23 protein-coding genes are annotated in these 26615 nt (G+C 70.7%); 6 read left to right on the top strand and 17 right to left on the bottom strand.

Translation table 11 applies throughout. The features are described 5' to 3' along the window. Position 1: 1 nt before the first annotated feature. Entirely contained in the window at positions 2-2926 is a 2925-nt protein-coding gene (locus ACGFNN_RS11155) for a UPF0182 family protein (RefSeq protein WP_393555116.1), read from the bottom strand. Positions 2927-3052: 126 nt separating this feature from the next. On the opposite strand from ACGFNN_RS11155, the gene ACGFNN_RS11160 reads away from it, so the two are divergent. Beyond that, positions 3053-3619: a PPA1309 family protein gene (locus ACGFNN_RS11160; protein WP_393554775.1), complete on the top strand. Its 567-nt coding sequence runs from the start codon at positions 3053-3055 to the stop codon at positions 3617-3619. Positions 3620-3638: 19 nt separating this feature from the next. On the opposite strand, the gene ACGFNN_RS11165 is transcribed toward ACGFNN_RS11160, so the two are convergent. The 4 genes from ACGFNN_RS11165 to ACGFNN_RS11180 form a co-directional block, all read right to left on the bottom strand. Then, the gene (locus ACGFNN_RS11165) at positions 3639-4745 is read right to left on the bottom strand and encodes a PDZ domain-containing protein (RefSeq protein WP_393554777.1); all 1107 of its coding nucleotides are present in this window, start codon (positions 4743-4745) and stop codon (positions 3639-3641) included. Between the two features lie 172 nt (positions 4746-4917). Continuing rightward, a complete protein-coding gene (locus tag ACGFNN_RS11170) occupies positions 4918-5088 on the bottom strand; it encodes a hypothetical protein (RefSeq protein ID WP_181011218.1) in 171 nt (56 codons plus the stop codon). 128 nt (positions 5089-5216) lie between these two features. Continuing rightward, positions 5217-5678 carry a molybdenum cofactor biosynthesis protein MoaE gene (locus tag ACGFNN_RS11175; protein WP_365528534.1) on the bottom strand — a complete coding sequence of 154 codons (462 nt, stop codon included), beginning with the start codon at positions 5676-5678 and terminating at the stop codon, positions 5217-5219. A 118-nt stretch (positions 5679-5796) separates the two neighbouring features. After that, positions 5797-6939: an SDR family oxidoreductase gene (locus ACGFNN_RS11180; protein ID WP_393554779.1), complete on the bottom strand. Its 1143-nt coding sequence runs from the start codon at positions 6937-6939 to the stop codon at positions 5797-5799. 191 nt (positions 6940-7130) lie between these two features. On the opposite strand from ACGFNN_RS11180, the gene ACGFNN_RS11185 reads away from it, so the two are divergent. Then, positions 7131-8621, top strand: a complete 1491-nt coding sequence (locus ACGFNN_RS11185) for a zinc-dependent metalloprotease (protein ID WP_393554781.1) — start codon at positions 7131-7133, stop codon at positions 8619-8621. Continuing rightward, positions 8618-9160, top strand: a complete 543-nt coding sequence (locus tag ACGFNN_RS11190; protein WP_393554783.1) for an NUDIX hydrolase — start codon at positions 8618-8620, stop codon at positions 9158-9160. Before ACGFNN_RS11185 ends, ACGFNN_RS11190 begins: the two co-directional genes overlap by 4 nt. Positions 9161-9258: 98 nt before the next feature. Here the strand turns inward: ACGFNN_RS11190 and ACGFNN_RS11195 are convergent, their stop codons facing one another. The 4 genes from ACGFNN_RS11195 to ACGFNN_RS11210 form a co-directional block, all read right to left on the bottom strand. After that, entirely contained in the window at positions 9259-10014 is a 756-nt protein-coding gene (locus ACGFNN_RS11195; protein ID WP_393554785.1) for an AIM24 family protein, read from the bottom strand. A gap of 15 nt (positions 10015-10029) precedes the next feature. Then, positions 10030-10710 carry an AIM24 family protein gene (locus tag ACGFNN_RS11200; protein WP_362553467.1) on the bottom strand — a complete coding sequence of 227 codons (681 nt, stop codon included), beginning with the start codon at positions 10708-10710 and terminating at the stop codon, positions 10030-10032. An 11-nt stretch (positions 10711-10721) separates the two neighbouring features. Next, on the bottom strand, positions 10722-12323 hold the full coding sequence (locus ACGFNN_RS11205) for a TerD family protein (RefSeq protein WP_393554787.1): 1602 nt from the start codon (positions 12321-12323) through the stop codon (positions 10722-10724). A 149-nt stretch (positions 12324-12472) separates the two neighbouring features. Further along, a complete protein-coding gene (locus tag ACGFNN_RS11210; protein WP_393554789.1) occupies positions 12473-13096 on the bottom strand; it encodes a M48 family metallopeptidase in 624 nt (207 codons plus the stop codon). A gap of 180 nt (positions 13097-13276) precedes the next feature. On the opposite strand from ACGFNN_RS11210, the gene ACGFNN_RS11215 reads away from it, so the two are divergent. Continuing rightward, the gene (locus ACGFNN_RS11215; RefSeq protein ID WP_393554791.1) at positions 13277-14428 is read left to right on the top strand and encodes a ThiF family adenylyltransferase; all 1152 of its coding nucleotides are present in this window, start codon (positions 13277-13279) and stop codon (positions 14426-14428) included. 63 nt (positions 14429-14491) lie between these two features. Further along, positions 14492-15970: an ABC1 kinase family protein gene (locus ACGFNN_RS11220; protein WP_393554793.1), complete on the top strand. Its 1479-nt coding sequence runs from the start codon at positions 14492-14494 to the stop codon at positions 15968-15970. A gap of 42 nt (positions 15971-16012) precedes the next feature. Here ACGFNN_RS11220 and ACGFNN_RS11225 read toward each other — a convergent pair whose 3' ends face one another. The 5 genes from ACGFNN_RS11225 to ACGFNN_RS11245 form a co-directional block, all read right to left on the bottom strand. Continuing rightward, positions 16013-16216 carry a hypothetical protein gene (locus ACGFNN_RS11225; protein WP_393554795.1) on the bottom strand — a complete coding sequence of 68 codons (204 nt, stop codon included), beginning with the start codon at positions 16214-16216 and terminating at the stop codon, positions 16013-16015. Positions 16217-16414: 198 nt separating this feature from the next. Then, complete coding sequence (locus ACGFNN_RS11230; protein WP_362675046.1) at positions 16415-16753, bottom strand: hypothetical protein; 339 nt, start codon at positions 16751-16753, stop codon at positions 16415-16417. Between the two features lie 17 nt (positions 16754-16770). Next, complete coding sequence (locus ACGFNN_RS11235) at positions 16771-17139, bottom strand: WhiB family transcriptional regulator (protein ID WP_031091240.1); 369 nt, start codon at positions 17137-17139, stop codon at positions 16771-16773. A gap of 170 nt (positions 17140-17309) precedes the next feature. After that, positions 17310-17636, bottom strand: coding sequence for a hypothetical protein (locus ACGFNN_RS11240; RefSeq protein WP_393554797.1), 327 nt, complete (start codon positions 17634-17636; stop codon positions 17310-17312). Positions 17637-17803: 167 nt separating this feature from the next. Then, on the bottom strand, positions 17804-20026 hold the full coding sequence (locus ACGFNN_RS11245; RefSeq protein WP_393554799.1) for an ATP-dependent DNA helicase UvrD2: 2223 nt from the start codon (positions 20024-20026) through the stop codon (positions 17804-17806). Positions 20027-20253: 227 nt separating this feature from the next. Here ACGFNN_RS11245 and ACGFNN_RS11250 point away from each other — a divergent pair, with 227 nt between their 5' ends. Further along, positions 20254-20496 carry a mycoredoxin gene (locus ACGFNN_RS11250; protein WP_365527547.1) on the top strand — a complete coding sequence of 81 codons (243 nt, stop codon included), beginning with the start codon at positions 20254-20256 and terminating at the stop codon, positions 20494-20496. A gap of 90 nt (positions 20497-20586) precedes the next feature. On the opposite strand, the gene nudC is transcribed toward ACGFNN_RS11250, so the two are convergent. Genes nudC through ACGFNN_RS11265 form a run of 3 tightly spaced genes read right to left on the bottom strand, consistent with a single transcriptional unit; the run spans position 20587 to position 26530 of the window. Then, the gene (gene nudC, locus ACGFNN_RS11255) at positions 20587-21534 is read right to left on the bottom strand and encodes an NAD(+) diphosphatase (protein ID WP_362673652.1); all 948 of its coding nucleotides are present in this window, start codon (positions 21532-21534) and stop codon (positions 20587-20589) included. A gap of 45 nt (positions 21535-21579) precedes the next feature. Next, positions 21580-22974, bottom strand: a complete 1395-nt coding sequence (locus tag ACGFNN_RS11260; RefSeq protein ID WP_393554802.1) for a dipeptidase — start codon at positions 22972-22974, stop codon at positions 21580-21582. A 10-nt stretch (positions 22975-22984) separates the two neighbouring features. Beyond that, positions 22985-26530, bottom strand: a complete 3546-nt coding sequence (locus ACGFNN_RS11265; protein ID WP_393554804.1) for a UvrD-helicase domain-containing protein — start codon at positions 26528-26530, stop codon at positions 22985-22987. Positions 26531-26615: the final 85 nt, after the last annotated feature.

The raw sequence follows: 26615 nt of genomic DNA on the forward strand, positions 1-26615 counted from the left end.
CTCAGCTGCCCTGGTCCTCGCCCTGGTCAGCGGACTCGTCGGCGGATTCCGCACCGCCGCCGCCGGCCTTGGGCTGCGCCGCCGCGGCGCGTTCGAGGGCGTCCTGGAGATCCGCCTGCGCCTTGCCGTAGGCGGACCAGTCCTGCTCCTTCAGAGCCGCCTCACCGGCCGTGTACGCCTTCTGGGCGTCCGCGATGGCCTTCTTGAGGGCCGCCTCACCGGTCGCCGGAGGCTCCGTGGTGTCACCCGGTGGCTCCGTCGGTTCCGTCGGCTCGGTCGTGTCGGAGTCGTCGACCTTGAAGACCGCGTTGAGCGCCTCCCCGAGACTGTTCTCGAAGACGATCTCCGACCCGTACGAAGCGGCCACCTTGCGCAGCAGCGGATAGTTCTGCGTGCCACCGCGCGTGTAGACCGGTTCGATGTAGAGGAAGCCGCCGTCGAGTGGCACGGTCAGCAGGTTGCCGTACTCGATGTCCGAGTCGGTGCCCTTGAGGTTCCTGACGAACTCGGCGACGTCGTCGTTGCCGTTGAGCTCACTCTGCACCTGGCCGGGGCCCTTCACGGTGGCGGTGACTCTCAGCAGTCTTATCGTGCCGTAGTCCTTGCTGGCCGCGTCGGCGTCCACCGCCATGAAGGCCCCGAGGTTCGGGCGCCCTCGCGGGGTGAACGTCGTGGTCAGGGAGAACTTCTGCGCGTCCTGCCCGGGCATCTTCATGCTCAGGTAGTACGGCGGGACGGCCCCGGGCTCCTTGTTCGTGGGGTCGTCCGGCACCTGCCAGGCGTCACTTCCGCTGTAGAACTGCGCCGGATCCTTGACGTGGTACCGCGTGAGCAGCTCCCGCTGGACCTTGAAGAGGTCCTGCGGGTAACGCAGGTGGTCCATCAAGTCCTTCGGGATGTCCCCGCGGTCCTTCACGGTGCCGGGGAACGCCTTGCGCCACGTCTTGAGCACCGGGTCCTCGGTGTCCCACTCGTAGAGCTTCACGGTCCCGTCGTAGGCGTCGACCGTGGCCTTCACCGAGTTGCGGATGTAGTTGACCTGGTTCTGCTGGGCGACGACCGCACGCTGGTTGGTGGTCAGCGAGTCGGCCGTGGTGTCACCTAGCGTCGTACGCGAGGCGTACGGGTAGCCGTTGGTCGTGGTGTACGCGTCCACGACCCACTGGATGCGCTTGTCGACCACGGCCGGGTACGCGTCGCCGTCGATGGTCAGCCAGGGCGCGACCGCCTCGACGCGCTCCTTGGGCGTGCGGTTGTACAGGATGCGCGAACCGTCGCCGATGGCTCCGGAATAGAGTATCTGCGGCTCGCTCATGGACACCGCGTAGGCGGCCCGGTTGAAGGCGCTGGAGAGACTGACCCCGCTCTTTCCCTTGTAGCTGGTCGTCCTCTCGCCGTCCTCCTCGTAGTCGAGCTCCTTCTGGGGCCCGCCGACGATGGAGTACTGCTCGGTCTTCTCGCCGTAGTAGATCCGCTGCTCGTACGGACCGAACTCGCCGGTGGTCGGCAGGCCGGACTCGGTGAAGTCCGGGGAGCCCGCCGGGTTGGTACCCGTCGTGGTGCCGCGGGCGGCGATGGCGCCGTAGCCGTGGGTGTACGTGAAGTGGTCGTTGATCCAGTTCCGCTTGGGCAGCCCGTCGAGGTTGAGCTCCCGCAGACCGATGACGGTGTCCTGCTCCTTGCCGTCCTCGCCCTTGTAGCGGTCGACGTCCAGCGTCTTGGGGAACTGGTAGTAGTTCCTCCGCTGCTGGAGCTGCTGGAAGGCCGGGGAGACGACGTTCGGGTCCATCACCCGGTAGCTGGCCGCCTGGTCGGCGGAGGCACGCAGCTTCGCCCCGTCCGTCGTGTCGGCCTTGCCCGAGTAGTCCTCGACCTTCGCGTCGTCGATGTCGTAGGCATCACGCGTCGCGTCGATGTTCTTCCGGATGAACGGCGCTTCCTTGGCCTGCTCGTTGGGCTGGACCTGGAACTTCTGCACGATCGCCGGATAGAGGCCGCCGATCAGGATCGCCGAGAGCACCATCAGGCCGAAGCCGATCACCGGCAGCTGCCAGGTGCGCCGCCAGAGCGTCGCGAAGAAGAGCACCGCGCAGATCACCGCGATGCAGAACAGGATCGTCTTCGCGGGCAGGTAGGCGTTGGCGTCGACGTACCGCAGACCCGTCCAGTTGTCCGTGGCCTTGAAGTCGCTGGACTTCACGGCCAGGCCGTACCGGTCGAGCCAGTACGCCACGGCCTTCAGCGAGACGAAGACCCCCAGGAGGACCGAGAGGTGGCCGGTGGCCGCACCCGTCGCCCGGGCGCCCGGGCTGGTGACCCGCAGCCCGCCGTAGAGGTAGTGGGTCACCGCCGCGGCGATGAGCGACAGGACCACGGCGGCGAAGCCGAACCCGAGCAGGAAGCGGTACCACGGGAGGTCGAACGCGTAGAAGGAGACGTCCAGCTTGAACTGGGGGTCCTTCTGCCCGAACGACACCCCGTTGACGTACATGAGCCATGTACGCCACTGGCCCGAGGCTGAGGCGCCGGCGATCAGCCCGACCAGCGCGGTGACGGCGAGCAGCACCCACTTCTTGTAGGGGGCGACGCTCATCCGGTAGCGGTCCAGGTTCTGCTGCTCCAAGGACATCGCGCTCAGCGGCGGCCTGAGCCGGTGCGCGAGCCAGATGTTCACGCCGATGGCGAGTGCCATCAGCAGTCCGAAGACGAGGAACAGCCCGATCTTGGTCCACAGGGTGGTGGTGAAGACGGACGAGAAGGCGACCGACCTGTACCAGAGCCAGTCCGTCCAGAACCCCGCGAACATGACGAAGGCCATGGCGAGCACCGCCAGGACACCCAATGTCATGAGCAGGGTACGGACGCGCCGGGACGGGCGGCCGACTCTGATCCGTGGCCCGGTCGGGCCTCCGCCGCGGTCCGGCATCTGGAAAGCCAAGGTGCGCACCTCGAAGTTCGCGTCGTGTGAAGCAGGCCCAGCGATCGTAGAGCCCACCTGTGCAACTTACTGAGGCTTTACCTAGTTCCCGTTCCCGGGGCCCAAGGAGGCAGGATGTTCACCATGTCCAATGTTTCCCCTTCCGGCCCCCCGATGGCCGCGAGCCCCCTCACCGTCGCCGTCCTCGAGATCGACACCTACGCCGCAGGTCTGGGCTGGGACCAGCCCGCCCGGCTGTTCGCCCTGGTCGACAGCGCCGCTCTGCGCGCCCAGGAGCCGGGTCTCGCGGCCCAGCTCGGTATCGACGACACCTCCCGGACCGCGAGCCTCACACCCGTGGAACAGGAGGAGCTCCCCGCCGGCACCGCGCTGGACGAGTTCCTCGCCACGATCGCCTGGCCCGACGCCGTCGCCGGTTGCGCGATGACGGTGGAGCGGATGATGCTGCCGCCGTCTGCGGAGGGATCCGTGCCGGAGGGCCTGACCGACGCCCAGCTGACGAAGTGGGTGTCGGAGCACCCGGACCGGCAGGAGGTCCGGATGACCGTGGCGGTGCTGCGGGACGGCGCGCGGGAATCCGCGGTACGTCTGCGGGAGAAGGACTCCCCCACCGAGGTCCTGACCGGTGCGGGGCTCGTCCCGGGGCTGGCCGAGGCGCTCGCCGCCACCTTCGAGTCCTGACTCCCCGGCGGGGGCGCGCTCAGCCTGCCGAGCAGCTGGGCAGGCCGGCCGTGTCCCCCGCGCGGATCTTCTCCAGGGACTTCTTCGCGTCGTCGAGGGTCTTCACCCTGACCAGGGTGAGTCCGCTCGGGGTGTCCCCCGCGGCCGCGGCGCAGTTGTCGTCGGGGGTCATGAAGTACCGGGCGCCGGCGTCGCGGGCGCCCACCAGCTTCATGTTGATCCCTCCGATGGGGCCGACCTTGCCGTCGTCGTCGATGGTGCCGGTGCCCGCGATGAACTTGCCGCCCGTCAGATTGCCGGGTGTCAGCTTGTCGACGATGCCCAGCGAGAACATCAGTCCGGCGCTCGGACCGCCGACGTCGGCGAGCTTGATGTCGATCTCGAACGGGAACGTGTGGTCCGTCCCCGCCTGGATACCCACGATCGCACGGTCCTCGCCCGGGTCCGACGGGTCGGCGGGGGCCTTCTTCGTGGTGAGGGTGATGTCCCGGGAGCCCTTGGGCTCCTTGCCCGCCTTCTCGGCGGCCGCCGCCGTCTTCGCCGGGACCACGGTGAAGACGACCTTCTCGCCCGGCTCGTGCTTGGTGACGAGTTCGGCCACGTCCTGCGGCTCCTTCACCGCGGTGCCGTCGACGGCCTGGATCACGTCGCCCGCGTGCAGCTCGCCCTCAGCGGGGCTGTCCTTGACGACGGTGGAGACCACGACGCGGGAGGTGACGGGGATCTTCAGCTCCTCCAGGGCGGCGACCTTGGCGCTCTCCTGGGACTGGCTGAACTCCTCGGCGTTCTCCTGCGTCGACTCCTCCTCCGTCTTCCCGTCCGGGTAGAGGGTGTCGTGGGGTACGACCACGCTGTCATGGGCCAGCCAGCCGTACACGGCCTCGACGATGTTCATGTCGTAGTCGGCGCCGGTGACGCGGACCGTCGTCATGTTCAGGTTCCCGGACGTCGGATACGTCTTGTGCCCGCTGATGTGCAGAACCGGCTCGCCCCTGGCGTCGCCCAGCGTGTTCACGGTCGGACCGGGAGACATCTCCGAGTACGGCACGCGGATCAGCACGCCTGCGCAGAGCAGCGCGATCAGGATCAGGGTCGAGGCGAGCATCGTCGCGGTGCGGCGTGGCATGGAACGACAGTACGGGAACGGCCTGTCGGTGCACCGTCGGGGCCGGTCCGTACGGGGTGGAGGGCCGGCGGTCCGGGAGGACCGGGACTTTCACGGTCCTCACACCGCCGCGCGCCGCGCGGGAACCCCGCGGGGCTGAGGGGATTGGCGACTGCGTACGGCCGGGCTCGCCTCAGACCGCCTCGGAACCGGAGTGCGGCTTCTCCATCGCTTCACGGAACCTGGCGTAGCCGGCGAGTTCGGTGACGTCACCGGTCGTTCGGTTTCGGGCTGCCCACCCTCCCCATATAGCCGCGCCGAGAGCGGCTATAAGCGGAATCAACAGCCACGCGAGTGCTGCCATCACGACCTCCCTACCCCATGAGCGACCGCAACTGACGATCAGAAGATTAACCACCTGCAGGACCAACGCTCATGGCAGGGGTGCGGTTACGCAAATCGGGCCTGATACCCCCCGGGGCGGTTTGCTTCTCAGCAGGCGCCGACCCACTCCTCCGTGCCGTCGGAGAAGCGCTGGTGCTTCCAGATCGGCACCTGGTGCTTCAGGTCGTCGATCAGCTTGCGGCATGCGTCGAAGGCCTCACCCCGATGGGCGCACGAGACGGCGACGACGACGGCCAGATCGCCGACGGAGAGTTCACCCACCCGGTGGACGGCGGCGAGCGCCCGCACCGGGAACTCCGCCACCACCTTCTCGGCGACCTTGCGGAGCTCGTCGCCTGCCGTGGGGTGGCAGGAGTATCCGAGGGCTCCGACGTCCTGCCCGCCGTCGTGGTTGCGCACCGTGCCGACGAAGAGCGCCGTGCCTCCGGCCGCGTCGTCGCCGACCGCGCGGAAGATCTCGTCGACGGAGAGCGGGGTCTCACGGATGTCCAGGAGCCGGATCGGATCCTGGGCCGCCTGCTCGCCGGGGTGGTCGTGGGTGCGTGCCATGAGGCCATCGTGCCGCACGCCGCCGACATCGCGGAATAGCGTTTTCGACCGGGGGCGGCACGACCGGCTTGGAGTGTCCTACCAGCGGGCCGGCCGCCGCGGCACGGCGTGGCGCCCCTCAGAAGCGTCGGCGCGCCTTGCGCGCCCGCCGCACCAGGGCCGCGGTGCCGAGCAGTGCGACGGTCGCCCCCGCGGCGCCGGCGGCGGTGGCGTCCTTGCGGCCGAGCCTGCGGCCCGCGACCGTGTGCCGGCCCTCCACCTCCTCCAGGAGCGCGGAGAGCACCTCCTCGTTGGTCCAGGCCGGCCGCCATCCCACGTCGTGGAGCCTGCTGACGCTGACCACCCACGGGTGCATGGTGTAGGCGAGGTCACCGGCCGGCGAGGGGGTGAGGCCGATCCGGTGCAGCCGGGCAGCGGCACCGAGGGCGACGGCGGACGGCAGCTCCATGCGGCGTACTCCGGAGATCTCCTCCACCTCCTCCTGCTCGAGCCAGCCGTCGCACCCCACCGCGAACTCTCCCTCGATCTTCTCCAGGGCCGCGTACTCCAGGGCACTCACCAGGTCGTCGACGTGGCAGAACTGCCAGGCCGGGCGCGACCCCGCGACCACCAGGAGTCTGGGGGACTCGAAGTACCTGGTGAGGGCGGTGTCCGTGCCGCCCACCAGGACCGTGGGACGTACCACGGTGACGTTCAGACCGGGGTGGGCACGTGGCGCGCGGCGGCCCAGTCTCTCGATCTCCAGCAGGTCGCCGACGCCCGTCGCCTCCGCCGTGGCCCGCAGCTCGGCGTCCTCGGAGAGGGGGATGTCGTTGTCGGGCAGAGCCCCGTAGACCATCGCCGAGGTGCACAGCACGACCCGGTGGACCCCCACGGCCGCGGCCGCCGTGAGAACCGTCTGGGTGCCGCGTACGTTGTACGCGGTACGGGCGGCCGGATCGGTCTCGAGGTCGAGGTCGAGCGCCAGGTGGACGACCACGTCCGCTCCGCGCAGCTTCTCGGCGATCGCGGGGTCCCGTACGTCCAGGATGTGCCAGGTCGCCCCGGAGACGTCCCCGCGGCGCTCGTCGATGGCGATGACCTGCTTGATCGCGTCGGACGCGGCGAGGCGGGCGGTGAGCAGTTCACCGACTCCGGTCGCGGCACCCGTCACCGCGACGACGGGGCCTCGGCGTCCTGAAGGATTTTTCGTGGGCTTGCTCTCGGGCGAGGGGGCGGCCAGGTTTCGCGCTGCGCGAACCTGCGGATCTGGGGAACTCACCGGGCGTCTCCAGCGGTTGTCTTCAGTACGTACCCGTATGACGCGTGCGTACCAGGTGGCGTCCATCCTGCCGCAGGCCGGGAGCCGGCGGAGCACTGAGGCCCGGAGCGGCGTTCGGTGTCTACGCTGGATGGTGATGTCGGGCAGTCGCCGTCGGTTCGAGCCGGCGGCCCTACGAGCCGAGGAAACCCGTGAGTGACACCCCATTCGGATTCGGCCTTCCGCCGGAGGAGCCGGACGACGGCGACGAGGGCAAGAAGAAGGACCCCACCGGTGGTGGGCAGGGCTCGGGCGGGCCGGCGAACCCGTTCGGCTTCGGGCCCGGCATGGGCGGGGACAACCCGTTCGCCGCGATGTTCGGCTCGATGAACCCGAACGACCTGGGTGCCGCCTTCCAGCAGCTCGGCCAGATGTTGAGCTACGAGGGCGGTCCGGTCAACTGGGACATGGCCAAGCAGATCGCCCGCCAGACGGTGTCCCAGGGCACCTCGGACGGCAGCAAGGACGCGAGCGTCGGCCCCGCGGAGCGCGCGTCGGTCGACGAGGCGCTGCGTCTCGCCGATCTCTGGCTGGACGGTGTGACGTCGCTTCCCTCGGGTTCCGTGTCGACGGTGGCCTGGAGCCGCGCCGAATGGGTCGAGGCGTCCCTGCCCGCGTGGCAGCAGCTGGTCGACCCGGTGGCCGAGCGTGTCGGCCTGGCCATGGGCGATGTCCTGCCGGAGGAGATGCAGGCGATGGCGGGCCCGCTGATCGGCATGATGCGGTCGATGGGCGGCGCCATGTTCGGCCAGCAGATCGGACAGGCCGTGGGAGTCCTGGCGGGCGAGGTCGTCGGTTCCACCGACATCGGCCTCCCGCTGGCGCCGGCCGGCAAGGCCGCGCTCCTTCCGCTGAACGTCGAGCGGTTCGGCAAGGACCTGAGCGTGCCGCAGGACGAGGTGCGGCTGTACCTCGCCCTGCGCGAGGCAGCGCACCAGCGTCTCTTCGCGCACGTGCCGTGGCTCCGCTCCCATCTGTTCGGCGCCGTCGAGGCCTACGCGCGCGGCATCAAGGTCGACACCAGCAAGCTCGAGGACGTGGTCGGTCAGTTCGACCCCTCGCAGCCCGAGCAGCTGCAGGACGCCCTTCAGCAGGGCATGTTCCAGCCGGAGGACACTCCGGAGCAGAAGGCCTCGCTGGCCCGTCTGGAGACCGCGCTCGCCCTGGTCGAGGGCTGGGTGGACGCCGTGGTGCACGAGGCCGCGAAGTCCCGCCTGACCTCGGCGGACGCGCTGCGGGAGACGATGCGCAGGCGTCGTGCCTCCGGCGGCCCCGCCGAGCAGACCTTCGCCACGCTCATCGGACTCCAGCTGCGTCCGCGCCGGCTGAGGGACGCCTCGCGCCTGTGGGCCTCGCTCACCGACGCCCGGGGTCTCGACGGCCGCGACGGCCTCTGGGCGCACCCCGACATGCTGCCGACCGCCCAGGACCTGGACGACCCCGACGGCTTCGTCCACCACGAGCAGCTGGACTTCTCCGAGCTGGACAAGATGCTCGGCGAAGCGGCGAAGGGCCCGCACAAGCCGGCCGCGGACGCCTCGGACACTTCGGACGCCGAGGGCTCCGAGGCGAAGGGCGACGGGCCGTCCGACGGCCCCTCCGGCCGTTCGGACGACGACGGTAAGGACGACACCGGCCAGTGAGCCTGCACGACGACGCGATCGCGGTACTCAAGAGCTACGACGAGGCCGAGGCACAGACACAGCTGCGCGACGGCTATCTCCGCCACCTGGCGGAGCACCCCGACGGCATGTGGAAGGCCTGCGGAGCCGGACACCTGACCGCCAGCGCGCTGGTGATCGACCCGGAGCGCGGGCGGGTCCTGCTCACCCTGCACAAGAAGCTGCGGATGTGGCTGCAGATGGGAGGGCACTGCGAGCCGGAGGACACCACTCTGGCGGAGGCGGCTCTGCGCGAAGCCACGGAGGAGTCGGGGATGGACGGAATCACCCTGCTGTCCGGCGGTCCGGTACGCCTGGACCGGCACCCCATCCCGGCGCCCTGCCACGAGCACCTCGATGTGCAGTACGCGGCCACGGTGCCGCCGGGGGCGGCGGAGCGGATGAGTGACGAGTCACTCGACCTGCGCTGGTTCGCCTACGACGAGGTGGCCGGGGTGGCGGACACCTCGGTGGTGCGGCTGCTCGAATCCACCCTGGCCCGGCTGGACCGCGCCCGCTGAGGCGGGTCGGGCCGGACAGCGGTGGTGGGGTGGGACCGGTGCGCTCCTCCCGGAGCGCACCGGTCCCACCCCACCGGCCACCGCGTGAGTGACGTGGCTCAGTTCCAGGAGTTGTTCTGGTTCTGCGCACGAGCGCCGTGCTGCCCCACACCGAACTGGGCAGCGGCGCCCTGACCGATCTGCGCGTGCTGGGGAGGCAGCACCTCGCTCGGCTGGACGAGCGCGAACCCCTGGCCCAGGAAGCTCAGCTCCCAGCCCTCGCCCGTGTTGCCCCGGCGCCGGAAGACGCCCGAGGAGTGGGTCTGGGCCTGCATCTGCACCCGCAGCCCGCTCGACCAGGCGACGATGGCGTCGGCGTCCGCGTTGACGTACTTGTCGGGGGTCACCTGCATCATCAGCGGCTGTCCGGAGGTCATCAGCGCGACCTTGCCGTTGCCCGAGATGTTGAGCTGGTACTTGCCCGTTCCGGAGATCCCGTACTGGCTGTCCACCGCGATGACCTCGGTGTGCAGCGAGGAGTCCAGAGCGAGGACGTAGGCGCTGTCGACCGTCAGGCCCTCGTGGTCGACGTCGACCACATGGATGTACTGGGCGAGGTTGGCCAGATAGACCGTGCCCTGGCCCGAGCAGCGCATCAGGTCGAGGCCCTCGCCGGTGTTCCGGCGGGCGCTCCGCTGGCTGTGCGACTGGTACTCGCCGTCGAACTCCATCAGCCCCTGGTAGGCGACCATGGCGCCCTTGCGCGCGAGGACGTCGTCGTGGCCGGTCAGTGCGACCCGCAGGAGCTGCGGGTTCTGGACGGTGTAGCGGTCCTGCGACTGCTGTTCCGTGTGGCTGAAAAGCGGACTCTGCATGATGTGTTCCCCCGCTCAGTTCCGGATCCGCAGGCGGTCGGTACTGTCCTCGCTCGGCTGGACGACGACGATGCCCTGGCCGGAGAAGGCCATCTGGTAGGCCTCTCCGCTGCCCCGCCCGATGAGCGAGCCCGCCTTGAAGCTGCGCTTCCCCTTCACCTTGAGGTTCGGGGACCACGCGACGAGGGCGTCCGGGTCGACGTACGTCTCGTCCTCGCCCCTGCCGCAGTCGACGACGATCGGGGTTCCGCGCGAGGTGATCGCCACCCAGCCCGTGCCCTGGATGCCGACGTTCCACAGACCCTGTCCGGCGAACTTGGCCAGGCCCTTGACCCGCTCCACGCCCCAGGTGAGGTGGCCGTCGAAGGCGAGCAGATTGGTCCCGTTGACCGAGAGGGCGTCGTTGTCGAGATTGATGACGACGACGTCGGCACCGTAGTCGGCGAGGTAGAGCAGTCCGTCGCCGGAGCACTTCATCAGGGGCGCGCCCTCGCCGGTGATCCACTGGGAGGCGATCTGGCGCACGGCGGGCGGATTGGGCTCGTACTGGATGAAGCCCTCGTAGGCCACCATCGAGCCGGTGCGGGCGTACAGGTCCTGGCCGGTGGCCATGGCGACCTTGAGCATCGTGCGGCCGTGGTTCTCCATGCGGGCCGTGACGGGGGTCGGGGCGAAGCCCGCGAGTTGCTGGTTCATGACGGGCTCCCTCAGACCTCGTAGGGCTGGACGACGATGAAGTTCCCGGGTGCTCCCCGGAATTGGAGGTTCACGGTCTCACCGCTGTGTCCGGGATACGCGTTGCGGCGCAGCCGGACCTGGCTGGAGAGGATGACCTGGGACGCGGACGACCAGGCCACGACGGCGTTGGCATCGGCGAAGGTGGTCGGCGTGACGGGCAGGACCACCGGTACGCCGTGGGTCTTGACGACGACCGTGCCGGAGCCCTGGAACTGCATGGTGAACAGGGCCCCGCCAGGAATGCCGTGGCCCTCGATCCTGCGGACCTCGTACGTCAGCGACTCGTCGAAGGCGAGGACGCTCTCGGCGGAGACGCAGAGGCCGTCGCCCTGCAGTTCGATGGGGTGCAGATGAGCGCCTTCCTCGGCGAGGAAGACCTGTCCCCGGCCGGTGCAGCGCATCAGCTGCATCTCCTGGCCCGTGGCGTTGCCGACCATGCGCCCGGCGAAACCCGCACCCTTGTAGCCGAAGTCGACCTTGCCCTGGTACATCACCATGCTGCCCTGACGGGCCAGCACGGGCGTGCCGCCCATGGTGAGGTCGACCCGCATGAGTTGCTGGTTCTGCGAGGTCCAGCGCTGTCCGGTGGCCGTCTCCTTGTAGGGCTGCAGGGCGGCCTGCAGCCCCGCACCGCCTGCCGGGACACCTTGCGGCACGCCCGGCTGCTGCCCGAACTGCGGCGGGGCCTGCTGCCCGAACGGCGGGGCTTGTGGAGGCTGCTGGCCGTAGGGAGGCGGCGCCTGGGGCGGCTGCTGGCCGTAGGGCGGGGACATCGGCGGAGCGCCCTGCCCGGGGACCTGTCCGAACTGCGGCTGCTGCGGGGGCCCGCCGTACGGCGAGGGCGCCGGAGGGGCCATCGGTGCCGCGATCGTCGGAGCGGCGTGCATCGGCTGCTGCTGTGGCGCCGGTGCCGGAGCGCCGAAGGAAGGCGCGGGCTGAGGCGCCTGAGGAGCGGCCGGAGCGCCGAAGGCCGGCGGCGCGGAGGCCTGGGCCGGGGGCGCGAACCCGGGTGCCGCACCGGGTGCGGGCGCGGCCGGTTCCTCCTCGGCGACCTCACCGCCGAAGTTCCTCAGCAATGCGTCGAGACCGCCGTCGAAACCCTGTCCGACCGCTGCGAAACGCCAGACGTCCTTGAGGTAGAAGTCCCCGAGCATGACGGCGCGCTCGGTGGTGAACTCGGAGCCGGTGAAGGCGTACCGGACGACTTCCTCGCCGCCCGCGACGATCCGGATGTAACCGGGACCGACCTGCGACATCTGTCCGGTCCCGTCGAGGGTCGCGGTGAAGGACAGCTTGTGGATGTTCGCCGGGATGCGGTCGAGCGTGACGCGGAAGGACTCGGTGTCACCGGCCTGGGCGCCGAGGAGCTGAATGGACTCCTCCGGCGATTTCGGCTGGTTGAAGAAGATGAAATACCGATCGTCGGATAGTTGCTCGTCGGCGTCGAGACCGAAGCAGCTGATGTCGAACGACAGGCCGGGGGCCGCGATCTGCACACCTACGTACAGATCCGTCCCTGACGTGAGATCACTGATCTTGGCCTTGTGGCCTCGCTGAAATTCCCTGGCCATGCGTAACGACCGTCCCCCATCCCGAAGGTGAATGCTCGCGTCAGGCTAACCGCTGACCACGACAATGAGCCAAGCCGGTACAGACCCGGTACAGAATCGGCGAGGCCGCTTCTCCCCTGCCCCGCCCGATCCGGAGGAAAGCGCGAAGGTCACTCCTCACGGGCGGTGGGCAGGTGCGGTAGCCGTTCGGCCGCCGCGACGCCTTCGAGATACCCTCGCGCCCGCTCGGTCCGCCCGTACCCGTCCAGCAGCTTCCAGAAGCGCGGGCCGTGCCCGGGCACGAGCAGATGAGCGAGTTCGTGGAGCAGGACGTAGTCCACGACGTACTCCGGCATTCCCTGCAGCCGGTGCGAGAGCCGGATGCTTCCCTCGGCCGGCGTGCACGAGCCCCAGCGGGTGTTCTGGTTGGTCACCCACCGAACGGACGCGGGCCGGGCACGGCCCTCCAGGTACTGCCCCGAGAGACGATCGGCACGCTCGGCGAGATCGCTGTCACCCAGGAGCCGCTTGCTCTCCTGCGCCGCGAGCTTGTCCAGCATCACCCCCACCCAGCGCTGCTCCTCGGCCTCGGACATCCGGGCCGGGATGAGCACGACGGTGCGGTCCCCCTCCCGGTACGCGGAGACCGTTCTGCTGCGCCGCGCGCTCCTGCGGACCTCGATCGCACCCGTCGGCGCGGCACGGGGCTGCTGGGCGGCTGCGTCGCGCGGGCGGGGTCCGGCGCCGCGCGCGGAGGTCTCGCCGGCGAGACCGGAAGAAGGGTCGGCGGGCACGACTCGACGTTACCCGCTGACCGCGGGGGAAGTCCCGCCCACTCGGCGGCCCGGTGTTGATCCACTTCTCGGCCCGCACCATTTGAACGACTAATGCCCCACCCTGTGGACAACTTTCGGCTCGTTCCGCCACCACGTTGCATTCTGGCAACGGAGCCCGACACCGAGCTGGGAGAAGTCATGCATCCGATGCTGAAGCCCGCCCTCCGCCGAGCCTGGCGTGGACGTAACACCGTGCAATTCGGTGTGACACCCGCGCACGCGGTGACGTTGGGGCCTTTGGATATCGCGACCGGGAGTTTTCTGGAACTCCTCGACGGGACGCGCGGACTTCCCCTGCTCCGTGAAGAGGCCAAGGCCCTCGATCTGTCGGACCGTCATGTGGACATTCTCGTGTCACGCCTCACCGAAGCGGGGCTGCTGGACGATCCGGACGCCGGCGGACCGGAGGCGGAGGCCTTACGGCGCCGGGCCGAGTCCATCGAACGACAGCGCCCCGACGCGGCGGCCCTCTCCCTGGTCCACACGGCCCCGGGCAGCGGACTCCGCCGGCTGGCGGCCCGCCGGGCGATGCGCGTGCAGGTGCGCGGTGCGGGCCGGGTCGGCGCAGCCGTCGCCGCGGTGCTCTCGGGGTCGGGGGTGGGGCACGTCGAGGTGCTGGACGGCGGCCGCACCGAACCCTGGGACATCGCACCCGGCGGCCTTCCGGCCTCCTCGGTCGGGGAGCGCCGGGACACGGCGGCCCGGCAATTGGTTCGCAGATCCGCCGTCGGCCCCCGTCCGCGGACTACCGGGGCGGCTGCCGGCCCCGTCTCCTCGTCAGGTGACGCCGCGCTGTCACTGATCGTGGTGGCGCCCCGGGACGGTCTCTCTGTCTACGCCCCCGATCCGGAGATCTCCCTGCCGTGGATCGCGTCCGGCACCCCTCATCTGTACGCCGGAGTCATCGAAGCCACCGGCGTGGTGGGACCGCTGGTCCTGCCCGGAGGCACCGGGTGCGCGGGCTGCCTGGCACTGTGTCGCGCGGATGCCGATCCTCAGTGGCCACGGATGCTGGCGCAGTGGCGCTCCGGTCGCCGCAGTTGTGTGCAGGCCTGTGACCTGGGGCTCGCGACGGCTGTGGCCGGTCTCGCCGCCGCACACGCCCTTTCCTTCCTCGACGGCGAGCTCCCCGCCAGCACAGGGGCGCGCTGGGAAGCCGCCATGCCGGCGCTGGACTGGCGGTCGGAGACTCTGGGGCCGCACGACCACTGCGTATGCGGCGCTGCCGAACGTACTGAGGCGGAGCTCACCTCCGCGGCCCGGGCCACGCAGGACACAATGGCCGGGTGACCGTAGCCGAAGAAGCGGAGCCGGATCTCACGCTCCACGACGGTCCGGGACTCGGAGGGGCACATGTCTGATCTTCCCCGCAAGGCGGTCACCCGTACCGCGAAGCTGGCAGCTCTCCCGCTCGGCTTCGCAGGCCGTGCCACCTGGGGCCTGGGCAAGCGGATCGGCGGGAAGTCCGCCGAGTTGGTCGCACGTGAGGTCCAGCAGCGTACGGCCGATCAGCTCTTCAAAGTGCTGGGCGAATTGAAGGGTGGGGCGATGAAGCTCGGGCAGGCCCTTTCCGTATTCGAATCCGCGCTGCCGGAGGATGTCGCGGGCCCCTACCGGGCAGCGCTGACCAAGCTGCAGGAAGCCGCACCTCCCATGCCTGCCCACACCGTCCACGCGGTGCTGGCGGAGCGGCTGGGCGAGGACTGGCGGGAGCTGTTCGTCGAGTTCGAGGACCGGCCCTCCGCCGCGGCCTCGATCGGGCAGGTCCACCGCGCCGTGTGGCACGACGGACGCGAGGTGGCCGTGAAGGTGCAGTACCCGGGCGCCGGCGAGGCGCTGCTGTCCGACCTCACCCAGCTGAGCCGCTTCGCGAAGCTGCTCGGCCCCCTCGTGCCCGGCATGGACATCAAGCCGCTCATCACGGAGATGCGCGACCGCGTCTCCGAGGAGCTCGACTACGAGCTCGAGGCACGGGCGCAGCAGGAGCACGCGTCAAATTTCGAGAGCGACCCCGACGTGGTGGTCCCGGGCGTGGTCCACCAATCCGAACAGGTGCTGGTGACGGAGTGGATGGACGGCGTACCTCTTTCGGAGGTGATCGCAGGGGGTAGTCCCGGGCAGCGCGACCGGGCCGGCCAGTTGCTCGCACGTTTCCTGTTCTCGGGTCCCGCGCGGACCGGTCTCCTTCACGCGGATCCGCATCCCGGGAACTTCCGGCTGATCCCTCCTGCCGACCGGGACCGCCCGGCGGAGGGCGAGGCGACCACCGGCGAAGAGGACGGACACGAGGAGGACTTCGGCCTCTGGCGTCTCGGGGTCCTGGACTTCGGGACGGTTGACCGGCTGCCCGGCGGCCTGCCGCGGATCGTCGGGGACGCGCTGCGGATGGCGCTGGAATCCGATGCCCAAGGCGTCCTCTCGATGCTTCGGGAAGCCGGGTTCGTCAAGGAGTCCATCGACCTCGAACCCGACGCCGTACTCGACTACTTGCTGCCCATCATCGAACCGGCTCGGGTGGACGAGTTCACCTTCACCCGCTCCTGGCTGCGCAGTCAGGCGGCACGCATCGCCGATCCCCGTTCACCGGCGCATCAGTTGGGCAAACGGTTGAACCTGCCCCCGTCCTACCTGCTCATCCACCGCGTGACGCTGAGCACGATCGGTGTGCTCTGCCAACTCGGTGCGACCGTCCGTCTGCGGGACGAACTGGAGCGTCACCTGCCCGGGTTCGTACCTGACGACGACTCGGAGCGCGAAGAGGCGCATGACGCCCGGCGCGACACCGATCAGGACCTGGACGACACGGAGAAGGGCGCGGCCGTCGAGGTGTAGAGCGGCTGATGAGGGACACGCCGCACAGCGTGGGGCCGGGTATCACCACCAGGACGAGTCGAGCCGGCTCTCGATCGCCCTGATGTGCGTGCGGGCGCAGTCCTCGCAGAAGTACTGGCGCACGCCGTTCTCCACGGAACAGAGCCAGGTCGGGGGCGGGGTGCCGGAGTCCGCCACGGTGCCGCAGCGGGCGCACACCACGTTCTCGGCGGCCGGCTCCCCTGGGCTCCGGGTGTCCTCGTCCACCTCGCGACGATAACGCCGCGCGGCGGAAGGCGCGCGGCCGACAGGGAACGGCGACACGGCGGGACAACGGCGGGACAGCGGACGGCACGCGGCGCAACGCACCGCGGGCCGGCCTGTTCAGGCCGGCCCGCGGAAGGGGAGTTGGCTGCCTCAGGGGCGGAGCGGTTGCCCCGGCAGCCCGTGGTCGCGACGGAACCGTCAGTGCATGACGGCCATGGCAAGCGCACGGCGCGCACGCATCGAAGCGCGCTCCGCACGGCGCTGCATCCGCCGGGCGGTCATCAGGCGCATCGCCTGACGGCCTTCCTCGGCCTCCCTCATACGGTCGTGCATATGAGCACGAGCCAGGGCTTCTGGGATGAGTTGCATCTCGCGGGTCCTGTTCTGACGCGAGTCGTTCGCGCCGGTGATGGTGACGTCCGGGGTCGCGGAGCCGACGGGCTCCCTCGTGGTGGTGGTCATTGGTGCCTGGTTTCGGGGGTCATGGGTGCGGGGACGGTCGATGGTTCCAAGGAGCTGCGTTCGTGCGGGGGCCATGGCCCCCAGGTCGGCGGTCACGCCGCGACCGGGTTCTTGCGCGGACGGCCACGCGGACGCTTGCGCGCCACGACCACGCCCTGGACGAAGAGCTCGCCGCCCCAGACGCCCCACGGCTCGCGCCGCTCCTTCGCCCCGGCGAGGCAGGCCTCCATCAGCGGGCAGGTCCGGCAGAGAGACTTGGCGTACTCGACATCGGCCGGCGACTCGGCGAAGAAGACCTCCGGGTCGTAGGAACGGCAGGGGACGGGTACGCCGAGGTTCTCGATGGCGTCGTCGAGCGCGGTGAGCGCGGTGAGGGGGATCAAGGTGGAGTCCTCCGTGAGGCCGGGCGGGGAGATCGTGTCGGAAGGCGGTACGGACGGGGCGTGCGTCTCGAGTTGCACGGTGGCGTTGTCCTCGTCTGGTCGTGCCGGCCTGTTGGCCGGTTGGCGGCTGGTACCAGGTCCTGCTGTCCCGAGGCTCCTTCGTCTCGTCTCATCCGTTCGGACAAAACAAAAGGGCCGCGGATCCCGAGTGGGGTTCCGCGGCCCTGAAGGCGCCGGCCTGATCTTGATCAGGCTGGATCACTCCAGGGTTCAGGCCCACGGAAGGCCCACATCGTGTGGTGGTGCTGCGTCGTCTGCTTCTTGGCTCCGGCACCGGCTGCCGTAAAGGCATAGGCCGAGGCCTGTGCCTTCACTACTGCTGCTTCCGGTGCCTCGGTCGGTCGCTCATTGCGCAGTCGCACAGGCAGGGACGCCACGGGCCGCGAGGCGGCGGAAATGGCGGACGCACCGATGCTGGGAAGCGCGAGCAGCTCCGAAGAGCCGCCGAGGCCGAGCGAGCAGGCGGAGACGACCGACGGATCGGTCATTTTGATGGTGCTGATGATGCTGATCACGACAATCGCCTCCTCTCGGCGTCTCTGGGGACCGGCCGGGGCCGATCCTGCGGTATTCGGATAAGTACAGCACGGAGCCAGGGCTTCAGAGAAGCCGCTGTTCCCGTGGTTAAGAACCTATGGTGATGACTGCTGCGCGCGCAAACTATTTTCTCGACGAGTTTCGCTCACATCTCGCCTGCGCCGTCCTCCGGTTCCTGACCCACCGTCCGACCTGCGCAGATGGCCAGCACATCGTCCCCGAACCTGGCCAGTTTCCGGTTGCCGACACCCGCGATGACCACCAGTCGGCCCTCGCTGTCCGGCACCGCCTCGGCGATCGCCATCAGAGTCTTGTCGGTGAAGACGCAGTACGCGGGCTGGCCGATCTCCTTGGCACGGTCCGCCCGCCACTCGCGGAGCCGCTCGTACAGCCCCTCGTCCATGTCCGACGGGCAGTCCTCGCAGCGCATCAGCTTCATCTCGCCGGCATCGGTCAGCGTCCTGCCGCAGACCCGGCACCGCACCGGACCCCGCCTCGCCGGCCTGACCTGCTTGTCCGGACCGGACCCGCCCGAACCGGCACGGGAACCCCGGTCGATCCCGCCGCCCCCGCCGGCACCGCCGCGCACACCGAGGGCGGCGGATCCCGGGCGCAGCCCGTTGAGGAAACGGCTGGCCCGCCGGTTCCCCCGGCCGCCGGGGGACCGGGACAGCGCCCAGGAGAGGGCGAGGTGGAACCTGGCCCGGGTGACGCCGACGTACAGCAGCCGACGCTCCTCCTCCACCTGCTCGTCCGTCCTGGCGTAGGCGATCGGCATCATGCCCTCGGTGAGCCCGACCAGGAACACGGCGTCCCATTCCAGCCCCTTCGCCGAGTGCAACGAGGCGAGGGTGACGCCCTGGACCGTGGGTGCGTGCTGAGCCGCGGCGCGCTCGTCGAGCTCGGCCACGAGGTCGGAGAGGGTCGCGCCGGGCCTGGCCTGTTCGAAGTCCTCCGCCAGCCGCACCAGTGCGGCGAGGGACTCCCAGCGGTCCCGCACCGCCCCCGAACCGGCCGGCGGCTTCGTGGACCACCCCTTGGTGGAGAGCACCGCCCGCACCTCGGCGGGCAGGTCGTCGGCGCCGTCCAGAAGGGGGTCGTTCCCTCCGGCCCGGGCGGCACCGCGCAGGGCGACCCCCGCCTCCCGCACCTCGGGGCGGTCGAAGAACCGCTCGGCGCCCCGCAGCTGGTACGGCACCCCCGCGTCCGCGAGCGCCTGCTCGTAGACCTCGGACTGTGAGTTGACCCGGTACAGCACCGCGATCTCACCGGCCGGCACGCCCGCGGAGATCAGATCGCGGATCCTGCGCGCGGTGCCCTCTGCCTCGGCCGGTTCGTCCGCGTACTCCGTGTAGGCGGGCTCCGGGCCCTTGTCGCGCTGCGAGACCAGCTCGAGACGGTGCTCGGCCGCCCTGCCCCGCGCCTGGCTGAGCAGGCCGTTGGCCAGGTGGACCACCTGGGGCGTGGAGCGGTAGTCGCGCACCAGCTTGACCACCGTCGCGTCGGGGTGACGGGTCCGGAAGTTCAGCAGGTGGTCGGGGGTGGCACCGGTGAAGGAGTAGATCGTCTGCCCGGCGTCGCCGACCACACAGAGGTCGTCCCTCTCGCCCAGCCAGAGATCGAGGAGGCGCTGCTGGAGGGGGCTGACGTCCTGGTACTCGTCGACGACGAAGTGCTGGTACTGCCGTCGCACATGGTCGGCGATGTCGTGGCGGTCCTGGAGGATGCCGACGGTGAGCAGCAGGACGTCCTCGAAGTCGATCACCGAGCGGTCGCGCTTCAGCTGCTCGTAGGTCGCGTAGATCTGGGAGAGCTCGGCCGGATCGCGCGGGGCGTCCCGCTGGGTCTTCGCCACGGCGGCGGGGTAGTCGGCGGGCACGGTCTGGGTGACCTTGGCCCACTCGATCTCGCTGGTCGCGTCCCGGAGCTCGTTGCGGTCGAGACGGATGCCGCAGCGGGCCGCGGCCTCGGCCACCAGCTGGACCTTGCGCTCCACCAGACGCGGGAGCTCACCACCGACTGCTTTCGGCCAGAAGTACTGGAGCTGACGCAGGGCCGCGGAGTGGAACGTCCGGGCCTGGACACCGGTCGCGCCGAGCTGGCGCAGCCTGCCCCGCATCTCCCCCGCCGCCCGGTTGGTGAACGTGACGGCGAGCACGGTCGTCGGCTGGAGGATCCCGGCGCGCACCCCGTAGGCGATGCGGTGCGTGATCGCCCTCGTCTTGCCCGTGCCGGCTCCGGCCAGCACGCACACCGGCCCCCCGAGGGCCAGCGCGACCTCGCGCTGCTCCGGGTCGAGCCCGTCGAGCACGGCGTCCGCGGAGTCGGGAACCTGTGGGAAGAGGGTGGAGTGCGTTGCTGCTGTCACCCTGCCATGCTGCCAGGTCGGGAGAGGATGCCGCGGCGGTTGTCCACAGGGCCCGTCGATTGTCGTACCGGTGATGGGGCTGCGGGGCCGGGCCGGGAATGGCCGCCGGGTCCCGGACGTTCCTCCGATGCGAGAGGGTGCGTGCGCGTACGCTCCCGCATCCTCAGCGAGCTTCCCGGGGGAACGCGGTTCCCGCCGGGACATACAGACAAGGGAGCACCGACGACATGCCGGGCACTGTGACGATGTACAGCACCACGTGGTGCGGCTACTGCCGCCGGCTCAAGGGGCAGATGGATCGCGAGGGCATCGCTTACACCGAGGTCAACATCGAGCAGGACCCGGAGTCGGCGGCCTTCGTGGAGAAGGCGAATGGCGGAAACCAGACGGTGCCGACCGTTCTCTTCCCCGACGGCTCCACGCTGACGAACCCGTCGCTGGCCCAGGTGAAGCAGGCGCTCGGCGTCTGATCGCCGCCGCGATACACGGAACCCCCGACCGGCCACGGGCCGTCGGGGGTTCTGCGCGTTCCGGGAAAGGTCTCCGTCCGCGAGGGCGGGTCAGACGGCGCCACCCGGCCTGGGGAGCGGCTTGCCGTACCAGAGCTCGATCAGGCGGGCGGCGATCGAGACGCCGAAGGGGGGCAGCACCTCGCCGGAGTCGAAGGCGGCCGTCAGGTCCTCGCGGGAGAACCAGCGGGCCTCCTCGATCTCCTCGCCGTCGACGTTGATCTCCGACGAGACGGCGCGCGCCATGAAGCCGAGCATCAGGCTGGAGGGGAACGGCCAGGGCTGGCTGGCGACGTATTCGACCTCTCCGACGGTCACGCCCGCCTCCTCGAAGACCTCGCGGGCCACGGACTGCTCGATCGACTCGCCGGGCTCGACGAATCCGGCGAGGGTCGAGAAGCGTCCCTCGGGCCAGTGCACCTGGCGTCCCAGCAGGGCACGGTCCTGGTCGTCGGTGACCAGCATGATCACCGCGGGGTCGGTCCGCGGGTAGTGCTCGGCGCCGCAGGCCGGGCAGCGGCGGATGTGGCCGGCCGCTGCGATGACCGTGCGTTCCCCGCAGCGTGAGCAGAAGCGGTGCAGGCGCTGCCAGTTCTCGAGGGCGACCGCGTGCACCATCAGCCCGGCGTCGCGCGGGCCCAGGAGCAGGCCGGCCTCGCGGAGTCCCGCGGGGCGTGCCGACTGGTCCATGCGACCGGGCAGCGAGTCCTTCTGGAGCGCGAAGTACCGCACGCCCTCGTCGTCGGTGCCCAGGAAGTAACGGTGGGTCTCGGTGACCGGTGCCTCGAAGGCGGGGGTCATGACGAGCTCGGTGCCGCCGTCAGGGGTGTCGTCGACGAGCGCCTGTCCCCCGGACACCACGAACACTCTGGTCGTCGGGTGGCTCCAGGCCGCGGCGAGCCATGCCTCGTCGAGGCGGTGGTGCGCGGCGCGGTCGATGCCGCTGGGCGCGGTGAAACCGATGGGACGGTCCGTGGTGGCGTTGTCGAAGGTGCTCACAGGTGGTTCCTACTCCCCCGGGGGCGGATCGGGCGTTCAGAAGGTTCAGCGCAGGGCGTCGGCCAGTTCGCCCCACAGATGGGCGGCGGTCTCGACACCCTTGAGGAGGAGGTCGAGCTCGACCTTCTCGTCGGGGCCGTGCCAGCCGTCGGAGGGGACCGAGATGCCGAGGAAGAGCACCGGCGCGCCCAGTACGTCCTGCAGGTCGGCGGCGGGCCCGGAGCCGCCCTCCCGGGTGAAGAGGATCTTCGTCCCGAAGGCCCGGCCCATGGCCCGGGCGACCGCCTGGAGGGCGGGGTGGTCCAGAGGCGTGAGGCAGGGGCGGGTGGCCGGGGCGAAGGTGATCCGGTGGCCGATCCCGGCGGGGATCCTGGACTCGGCCCAGACGCGTACCGCTTCCTGGATCCGCTCCGGGTCCTGGCCGGCGACCAGCCGGAAGCTCAGCTTCACCAGGGCGGACGCGGGGATGACGGTCTTGCTGCCGGCACCCTGGTAGCCGCCCCCGATGCCGTTGACCTCCGCGGTGGGGCGGGCCCAGATACGTTCCAGCGTGGAGTATCCGGCCTCGCCGGCGGTGGCGTGGGAGGAGGCCGTGCGCAGCCAGGTGGCCTCGTCGAAGGGCAGTTCGGCGAAGAGGTCGCGCTCGGCCTCGGTGAGTTCCGCGACCCCGTCGTAGAAGCCCGGGACCGCGACCCTGCCGTCCTGGTCGTGGAGGGCGGCGACCAGGCGGGCGATCTCCGTCGCCGGGTTGGGGACGGCTCCGCCGAAGGATCCGGAGTGGATGTCCTGGCCGGGGCCGGAGAGTTCGATCTCGCACTCGGCCAGCCCCCGCATCCCGGTGCAGACGGTGGGCGTGGTCTCGTTCCACATGCCGGTGTCGGAGACGATCACGACGTCGGCGGCGAGGCGCTCGGCACGTTCCTCGGCCAGCGCGCGGAAGTGCGGCGATCCGGACTCCTCCTCGCCCTCGATCAGGAGCTTGAGGTGCACGGCGGGCGTCGTACGGCCGGTCGCGGCGAGGTGGGCGCGGACACCGAGTGTGTGGAAGAACACCTGTCCCTTGTCGTCGGCGGCGCCGCGTCCGTACATCCTGCCGTCCCGGATCACCGGGTCGAAGGGGTCGGTGTGCCACCCGTCCTCCCGGGACGCGGGCTGCACGTCGTGGTGGCCGTAGACCAGCACGACCGGTGCGTCCGGGTCCTGTGACGGCCACTCGGCGAAGACGGCGGGCGCACCCGGTGTCTCCCAGATCTCGGTGACCGGGAAGCCGGTCTCCGAGAGCTTGCCGGAGAGCCATTCCGCACTGCGCCGAACGTCCCCGTGGTGCTCCGGCTGAGCGGACACGGAGGGGATACGCAGCCATTCCGCCAGGTCGTCGAGGAAGGCGGCGCGGTGCTGCTCGGTGTACGTACGGACGGCGCTGTCCGGGGTGTCGCTCATGCTTATGAGCCTATCGGCCCCGCGGAGGTGGCTCGTCCAGCAGGAGCCGCTCCAGCTCCCGGCGGCCGGGCAGGCCGGTGGGGCGTGAGGTCTCGCCGGTGCGTACGTAGAGGAAGGTCGCGGTGACCTCCTCCGGCGGAAGCCCGTGCAGCTCGGCCCAGGCGAGGCGGTAGACGGCGAGCTGGAGGGGGTCGGCGGTGCGGTGCCGGGTGGTCTTCCAGTCGACGATCTCGTAGGTGTCGCCCGTGCGGTAGACGGCGTCGATCCTGCCGCGGATCAGCCTGCCCGCGAGGACGATCTGGAAGGGGGCCTCGACGCGGTAGGGGGTGCGCCGGGCGTACGGGGTGCGCTCGAAGGCTTCCTTGAGTTCGGCGAGGTCGCGCTCGTCGGCGATGTCCGCGTCCGTCTCGTCCCCTCCGGGGAGTTCGTCCGGCCCCAGCATGGGCAGCGGTAGCTCCTTGAAGCGGGATTCCACCCAGGCGTGGAAGCGGGTGCCGCGGCGGGCGGCGGGCTGCGGGGGCCGGGGCATGGGGCGGGCGAGCTCCCGCGCGAAGCCGTCGGGGTCGTCCGCGAGGTGCAGGAGCTGGGTCGCGGAGAGCGTCGCGGGTACGACGACGTCGTGCACGGTCGCGCGGGCACGGCGCAGTTCACCGGCGAGGGCGTCGAGGTCGCGGTCCCAGGAGGCGAGGGTGCGGCTCTCCTCGGGGGTGAGGCCGGCGTCCTCCGGCGCGCGGGCAGCCGGCACCTGCGGCCGGGGCCGCGGCTGCCCGGGCTGCTCGACGCGTGACCGCTCGACGCCTGCGGGGGGCGTGGCGTGGGGAGGGCCGCCGTGTGGGCCGGCGGCGCCCGCGACCGGGAGCGGGCGCTCGCTCTCGTGGGACGGTTCTTCCCCGTACGGGAGCTCGTCGTCGTACGGCGGCTCGTCGTAGGGGGGCTCCTCCCCGTACGGCGGCTCCTCCTCGAAAGGCGGCTCGTCCGGCGCAGCCTCGTGCCGTGGCCTCCCCGCGGGCGCGGGAGCTCCGTAGGTGTCCGCCCCGGGTGCTGCCGCCAGGGCGTCCAGGTGGGCGAGCACGGTGTCCCTGGCGGCCCGGCGGCGGGCCAGGGCGGTGTCGTCGAGCGGGAGCGGCCAGGGCTGATCGGCGTCCCTCTTCTGCAGCGCCGGGTTCTCCTCGTCCTTCCCGGGCTCGTCGGCCCAGACCTCGATCTCGCCGTGTCCGGCCTCGCAGTGGTCGTACAGCGCGTCGAGGAAGGCCGACGGGCCGCGCGGCTTCTTCTGGGAGGGGCCCCACCAGTGGCCCGAGCCCAGGAGCAGGCTGCGGGGGCGGGTGAAGGTGACGTATCCGAGGCGGAGCTCCTCGGTGTGCTGGTGTGCCTTCATCTCCGCCTTGAACGCCGTGAGGCCCTTGGCGTCGATGTGGTGGAGGGCGGGGAGTGTGGCCGCGTCGCCCCGCAGGGGGTGCGGGAGCACGTGGGAGGTCGAGGTCCACGCCTCCCGGGACCGGGTGCTGGGGAACTGGCCGGTGACGAGCCCCGGGGCGGCGACGACGTCCCATTCCAGGCCCTTCGACTTGTGGGCGGTGAGGACCTTCACGGTGTTCTCGCCGCCGGGCAGGGCGTTGTCGAGCCCCTTCTCGTAGTGCGCGGCGGTGCGCAGGAAACCGAGGAAGGCCAGCAGTGTCGCCTCGCCGTCGACCGCCGCGAAGCCCGCCGCGATGTCCAGGAAGTTGGCGAGTGTCTCGCGGCGCCGCGCCGCCAGGGCGTGCGGCGAGGCGGAGAGTTCCACTTCGAGGCCGGTCGTCGCGAGGACGTGGTGCAGTACGTCCATGAGCGGGTCGGCCAGTGAGCGGCGGAGCTCGCGGAGCTCGGTGGCGAGGCGGGCGAAGCGGACGCGCGCCTCCGGGGAGAACGGCAGCCGGTCGTCCTCGGCGCCGCCGGACTCCAGGAAGGTGTCCAGGGCGTCGGCGAGCGAGATCACCTCGGCCGGGTCGACGCCTTCGACGGCCTCGGCCAGGCGCTGGTCCGGGTCGGCGTCGTCGCCTGAGGCGGGGCGGTGGACGAGGAGACGGGCACGGCGCCCCAGCAGCGCGAGGTCCCGGGGTCCGATCCGCCAGCGCGGGCCGGTGAGGAGCCGGACCAGGGAGGCGTTGGCCCCCGGGTCCTGGAGGACCTCGCAGACGGCGACGAGGTCGGCGACCTCGGGCAGGTGCAGCAGCCCGGACAGGCCGACGACCTCCACGGGGACGTCCCGTGCGACGAGTGCGGCCTGGATGCGGGGGAAATCACCCGCGGTCCGGCACAGGACGGCGATCTCGCCGGGTGGTGTGCCGGTCCGTACGAGGTGGGCGAGGGAGTCGCCGATCCATTCGATCTCCTCCTCGTGGGTACGCAGGAGGGCGCAGCGGACCATGCCGTCGCGCTCGGCGCCGGGTGCGGGGCGCAGTGCCTCGACGCCCTCGTGCATGGCCCGCAGGGGTTCGGCGAGCCCGTTGGCGAGATGCAGGAGGCGGCCTCCGCTGCGGCGGTTCTCGCTGAGGGCGTGGCGGGTCGCCGGGGTGCCGTCGGCGTGCGGGAAGTGGTGGGGGAAGTCGTCGAGGTTGGCGACGGAGGCGCCGCGCCATCCGTAGATCGCCTGGCAGGGGTCGCCGACGGCGGTGACGGCGTGGCCCGTGGCGCCGTCGGCTCCACCGCCGCCGAAGAGCGCGGACAGGAGCAGCCGCTGGGCGACGGAGGTGTCCTGGTACTCGTCGAGGAGGACCACCCGGTACGTGTCGCGCAGGATCGCGCCGACCTCGGGCCTGGTGAGGGCGAGCTCGGCGGAGAGGGCGATCTGGTCCCCGAAGTCCAGGAGGTCCCGGCCGCGCTTGGCGTCCCGGTAGCGCCGGGTCAGGTCGAGGAGTTCGCGCCTCGCACGGGAGGCCTCCGGGATCTTGCGGAGCTCGGCGTTGCTCAGCCGGGCGGTCTCCAGCTCCTCGAGGAGCGCGGTGTCGTGGGCGGCGAGCTGTTCGGGCCGTACGAGGTGCTCGGCGAGTTCGGCGTCCAGGGCGAGCAGGTCGCTGACGAGTGTGGGGAAGGAACGGGTCAGTTCCGGGTAGGGCCCGGGGGCCTCGCGCAGCACCCGGGCGGCGAGCTGGTAGCGGGTGGCGTCGGCGAGGAGGCGGGTGGTGGGTTCGAGGCCGATCCGCAGACCGTGGTCGGTGAGGAGCCGGCCGGCGAAGGCGTGGTAGGTGGAGATGCTGGGCTCGCCCGGCGGGCTGTCCGGGTCGATGGTGTCCGGATCGGTGACCCCGGCCGCGACGAGGGCCTTGCGCACGCGCTCCGCGAGCTCGCCCGCCGCCTTGTTCGTGAAGGTGAGGCCGAGGACCTGTTCGGGGGCGACCTGTCCGGTTCCGACGAGCCAGACCACACGGGCGGCCATCACCGTGGTCTTCCCGGAGCCGGCCCCGGCGACGATCACCTGCGGGGCGGGCGGCGCGGTGATGCAGGCCGTCTGCTCCGGGGTGAAGGGGATCCCGAGGAGCTCCTTGAGCTGCTCGGGATCGGTGATACGCGGGGACACCCCACGAGGCTAACCGGACGCACCGACAGAGCGGGCCGGTGCGCGGTTCCGGGCGGACCCCCGCATCGCGTCGGCGCCCTGGGCG

The organism is Streptomyces sp. NPDC048590 (assembly GCF_043199535.1).
Taxonomy (GTDB): Bacteria; Actinomycetota; Actinomycetes; order Streptomycetales; family Streptomycetaceae; genus Streptomyces.

What these genes read in the sequence shown, in the direction of transcription:
- ACGFNN_RS11160 (WP_393554775.1), top strand. Translation starts at nt 3,053, where the DNA reads ATGTTCACCATGTCCAATGTTTCCCCTTCCGGCCCCCCGATGGCCGCG.
- ACGFNN_RS11175 (WP_365528534.1), bottom strand. Translation starts at nt 5,678, where the DNA reads ATGGCACGCACCCACGACCACCCCGGCGAGCAGGCGGCCCAGGATCCG.
- ACGFNN_RS11250 (WP_365527547.1), top strand. Translation starts at nt 20,254, where the DNA reads ATGCCGGGCACTGTGACGATGTACAGCACCACGTGGTGCGGCTACTGC.
- ACGFNN_RS11155 (WP_393555116.1), bottom strand. Translation starts at nt 2,926, where the DNA reads ATGCCGGACCGCGGCGGAGGCCCGACCGGGCCACGGATCAGAGTCGGC.
- ACGFNN_RS11215 (WP_393554791.1), top strand. Translation starts at nt 13,277, where the DNA reads ATGCATCCGATGCTGAAGCCCGCCCTCCGCCGAGCCTGGCGTGGACGT.
- ACGFNN_RS11165 (WP_393554777.1), bottom strand. Translation starts at nt 4,745, where the DNA reads ATGCCACGCCGCACCGCGACGATGCTCGCCTCGACCCTGATCCTGATC.
- ACGFNN_RS11230 (WP_362675046.1), bottom strand. Translation starts at nt 16,753, where the DNA reads ATGGCCCCCGCACGAACGCAGCTCCTTGGAACCATCGACCGTCCCCGC.
- ACGFNN_RS11205 (WP_393554787.1), bottom strand. Translation starts at nt 12,323, where the DNA reads ATGGCCAGGGAATTTCAGCGAGGCCACAAGGCCAAGATCAGTGATCTC.
- ACGFNN_RS11195 (WP_393554785.1), bottom strand. Translation starts at nt 10,014, where the DNA reads ATGCAGAGTCCGCTTTTCAGCCACACGGAACAGCAGTCGCAGGACCGC.
- ACGFNN_RS11220 (WP_393554793.1), top strand. Translation starts at nt 14,492, where the DNA reads ATGTCTGATCTTCCCCGCAAGGCGGTCACCCGTACCGCGAAGCTGGCA.
- ACGFNN_RS11260 (WP_393554802.1), bottom strand. Translation starts at nt 22,974, where the DNA reads ATGAGCGACACCCCGGACAGCGCCGTCCGTACGTACACCGAGCAGCAC.
- ACGFNN_RS11200 (WP_362553467.1), bottom strand. Translation starts at nt 10,710, where the DNA reads ATGAACCAGCAACTCGCGGGCTTCGCCCCGACCCCCGTCACGGCCCGC.
- ACGFNN_RS11170 (WP_181011218.1), bottom strand. Translation starts at nt 5,088, where the DNA reads ATGGCAGCACTCGCGTGGCTGTTGATTCCGCTTATAGCCGCTCTCGGC.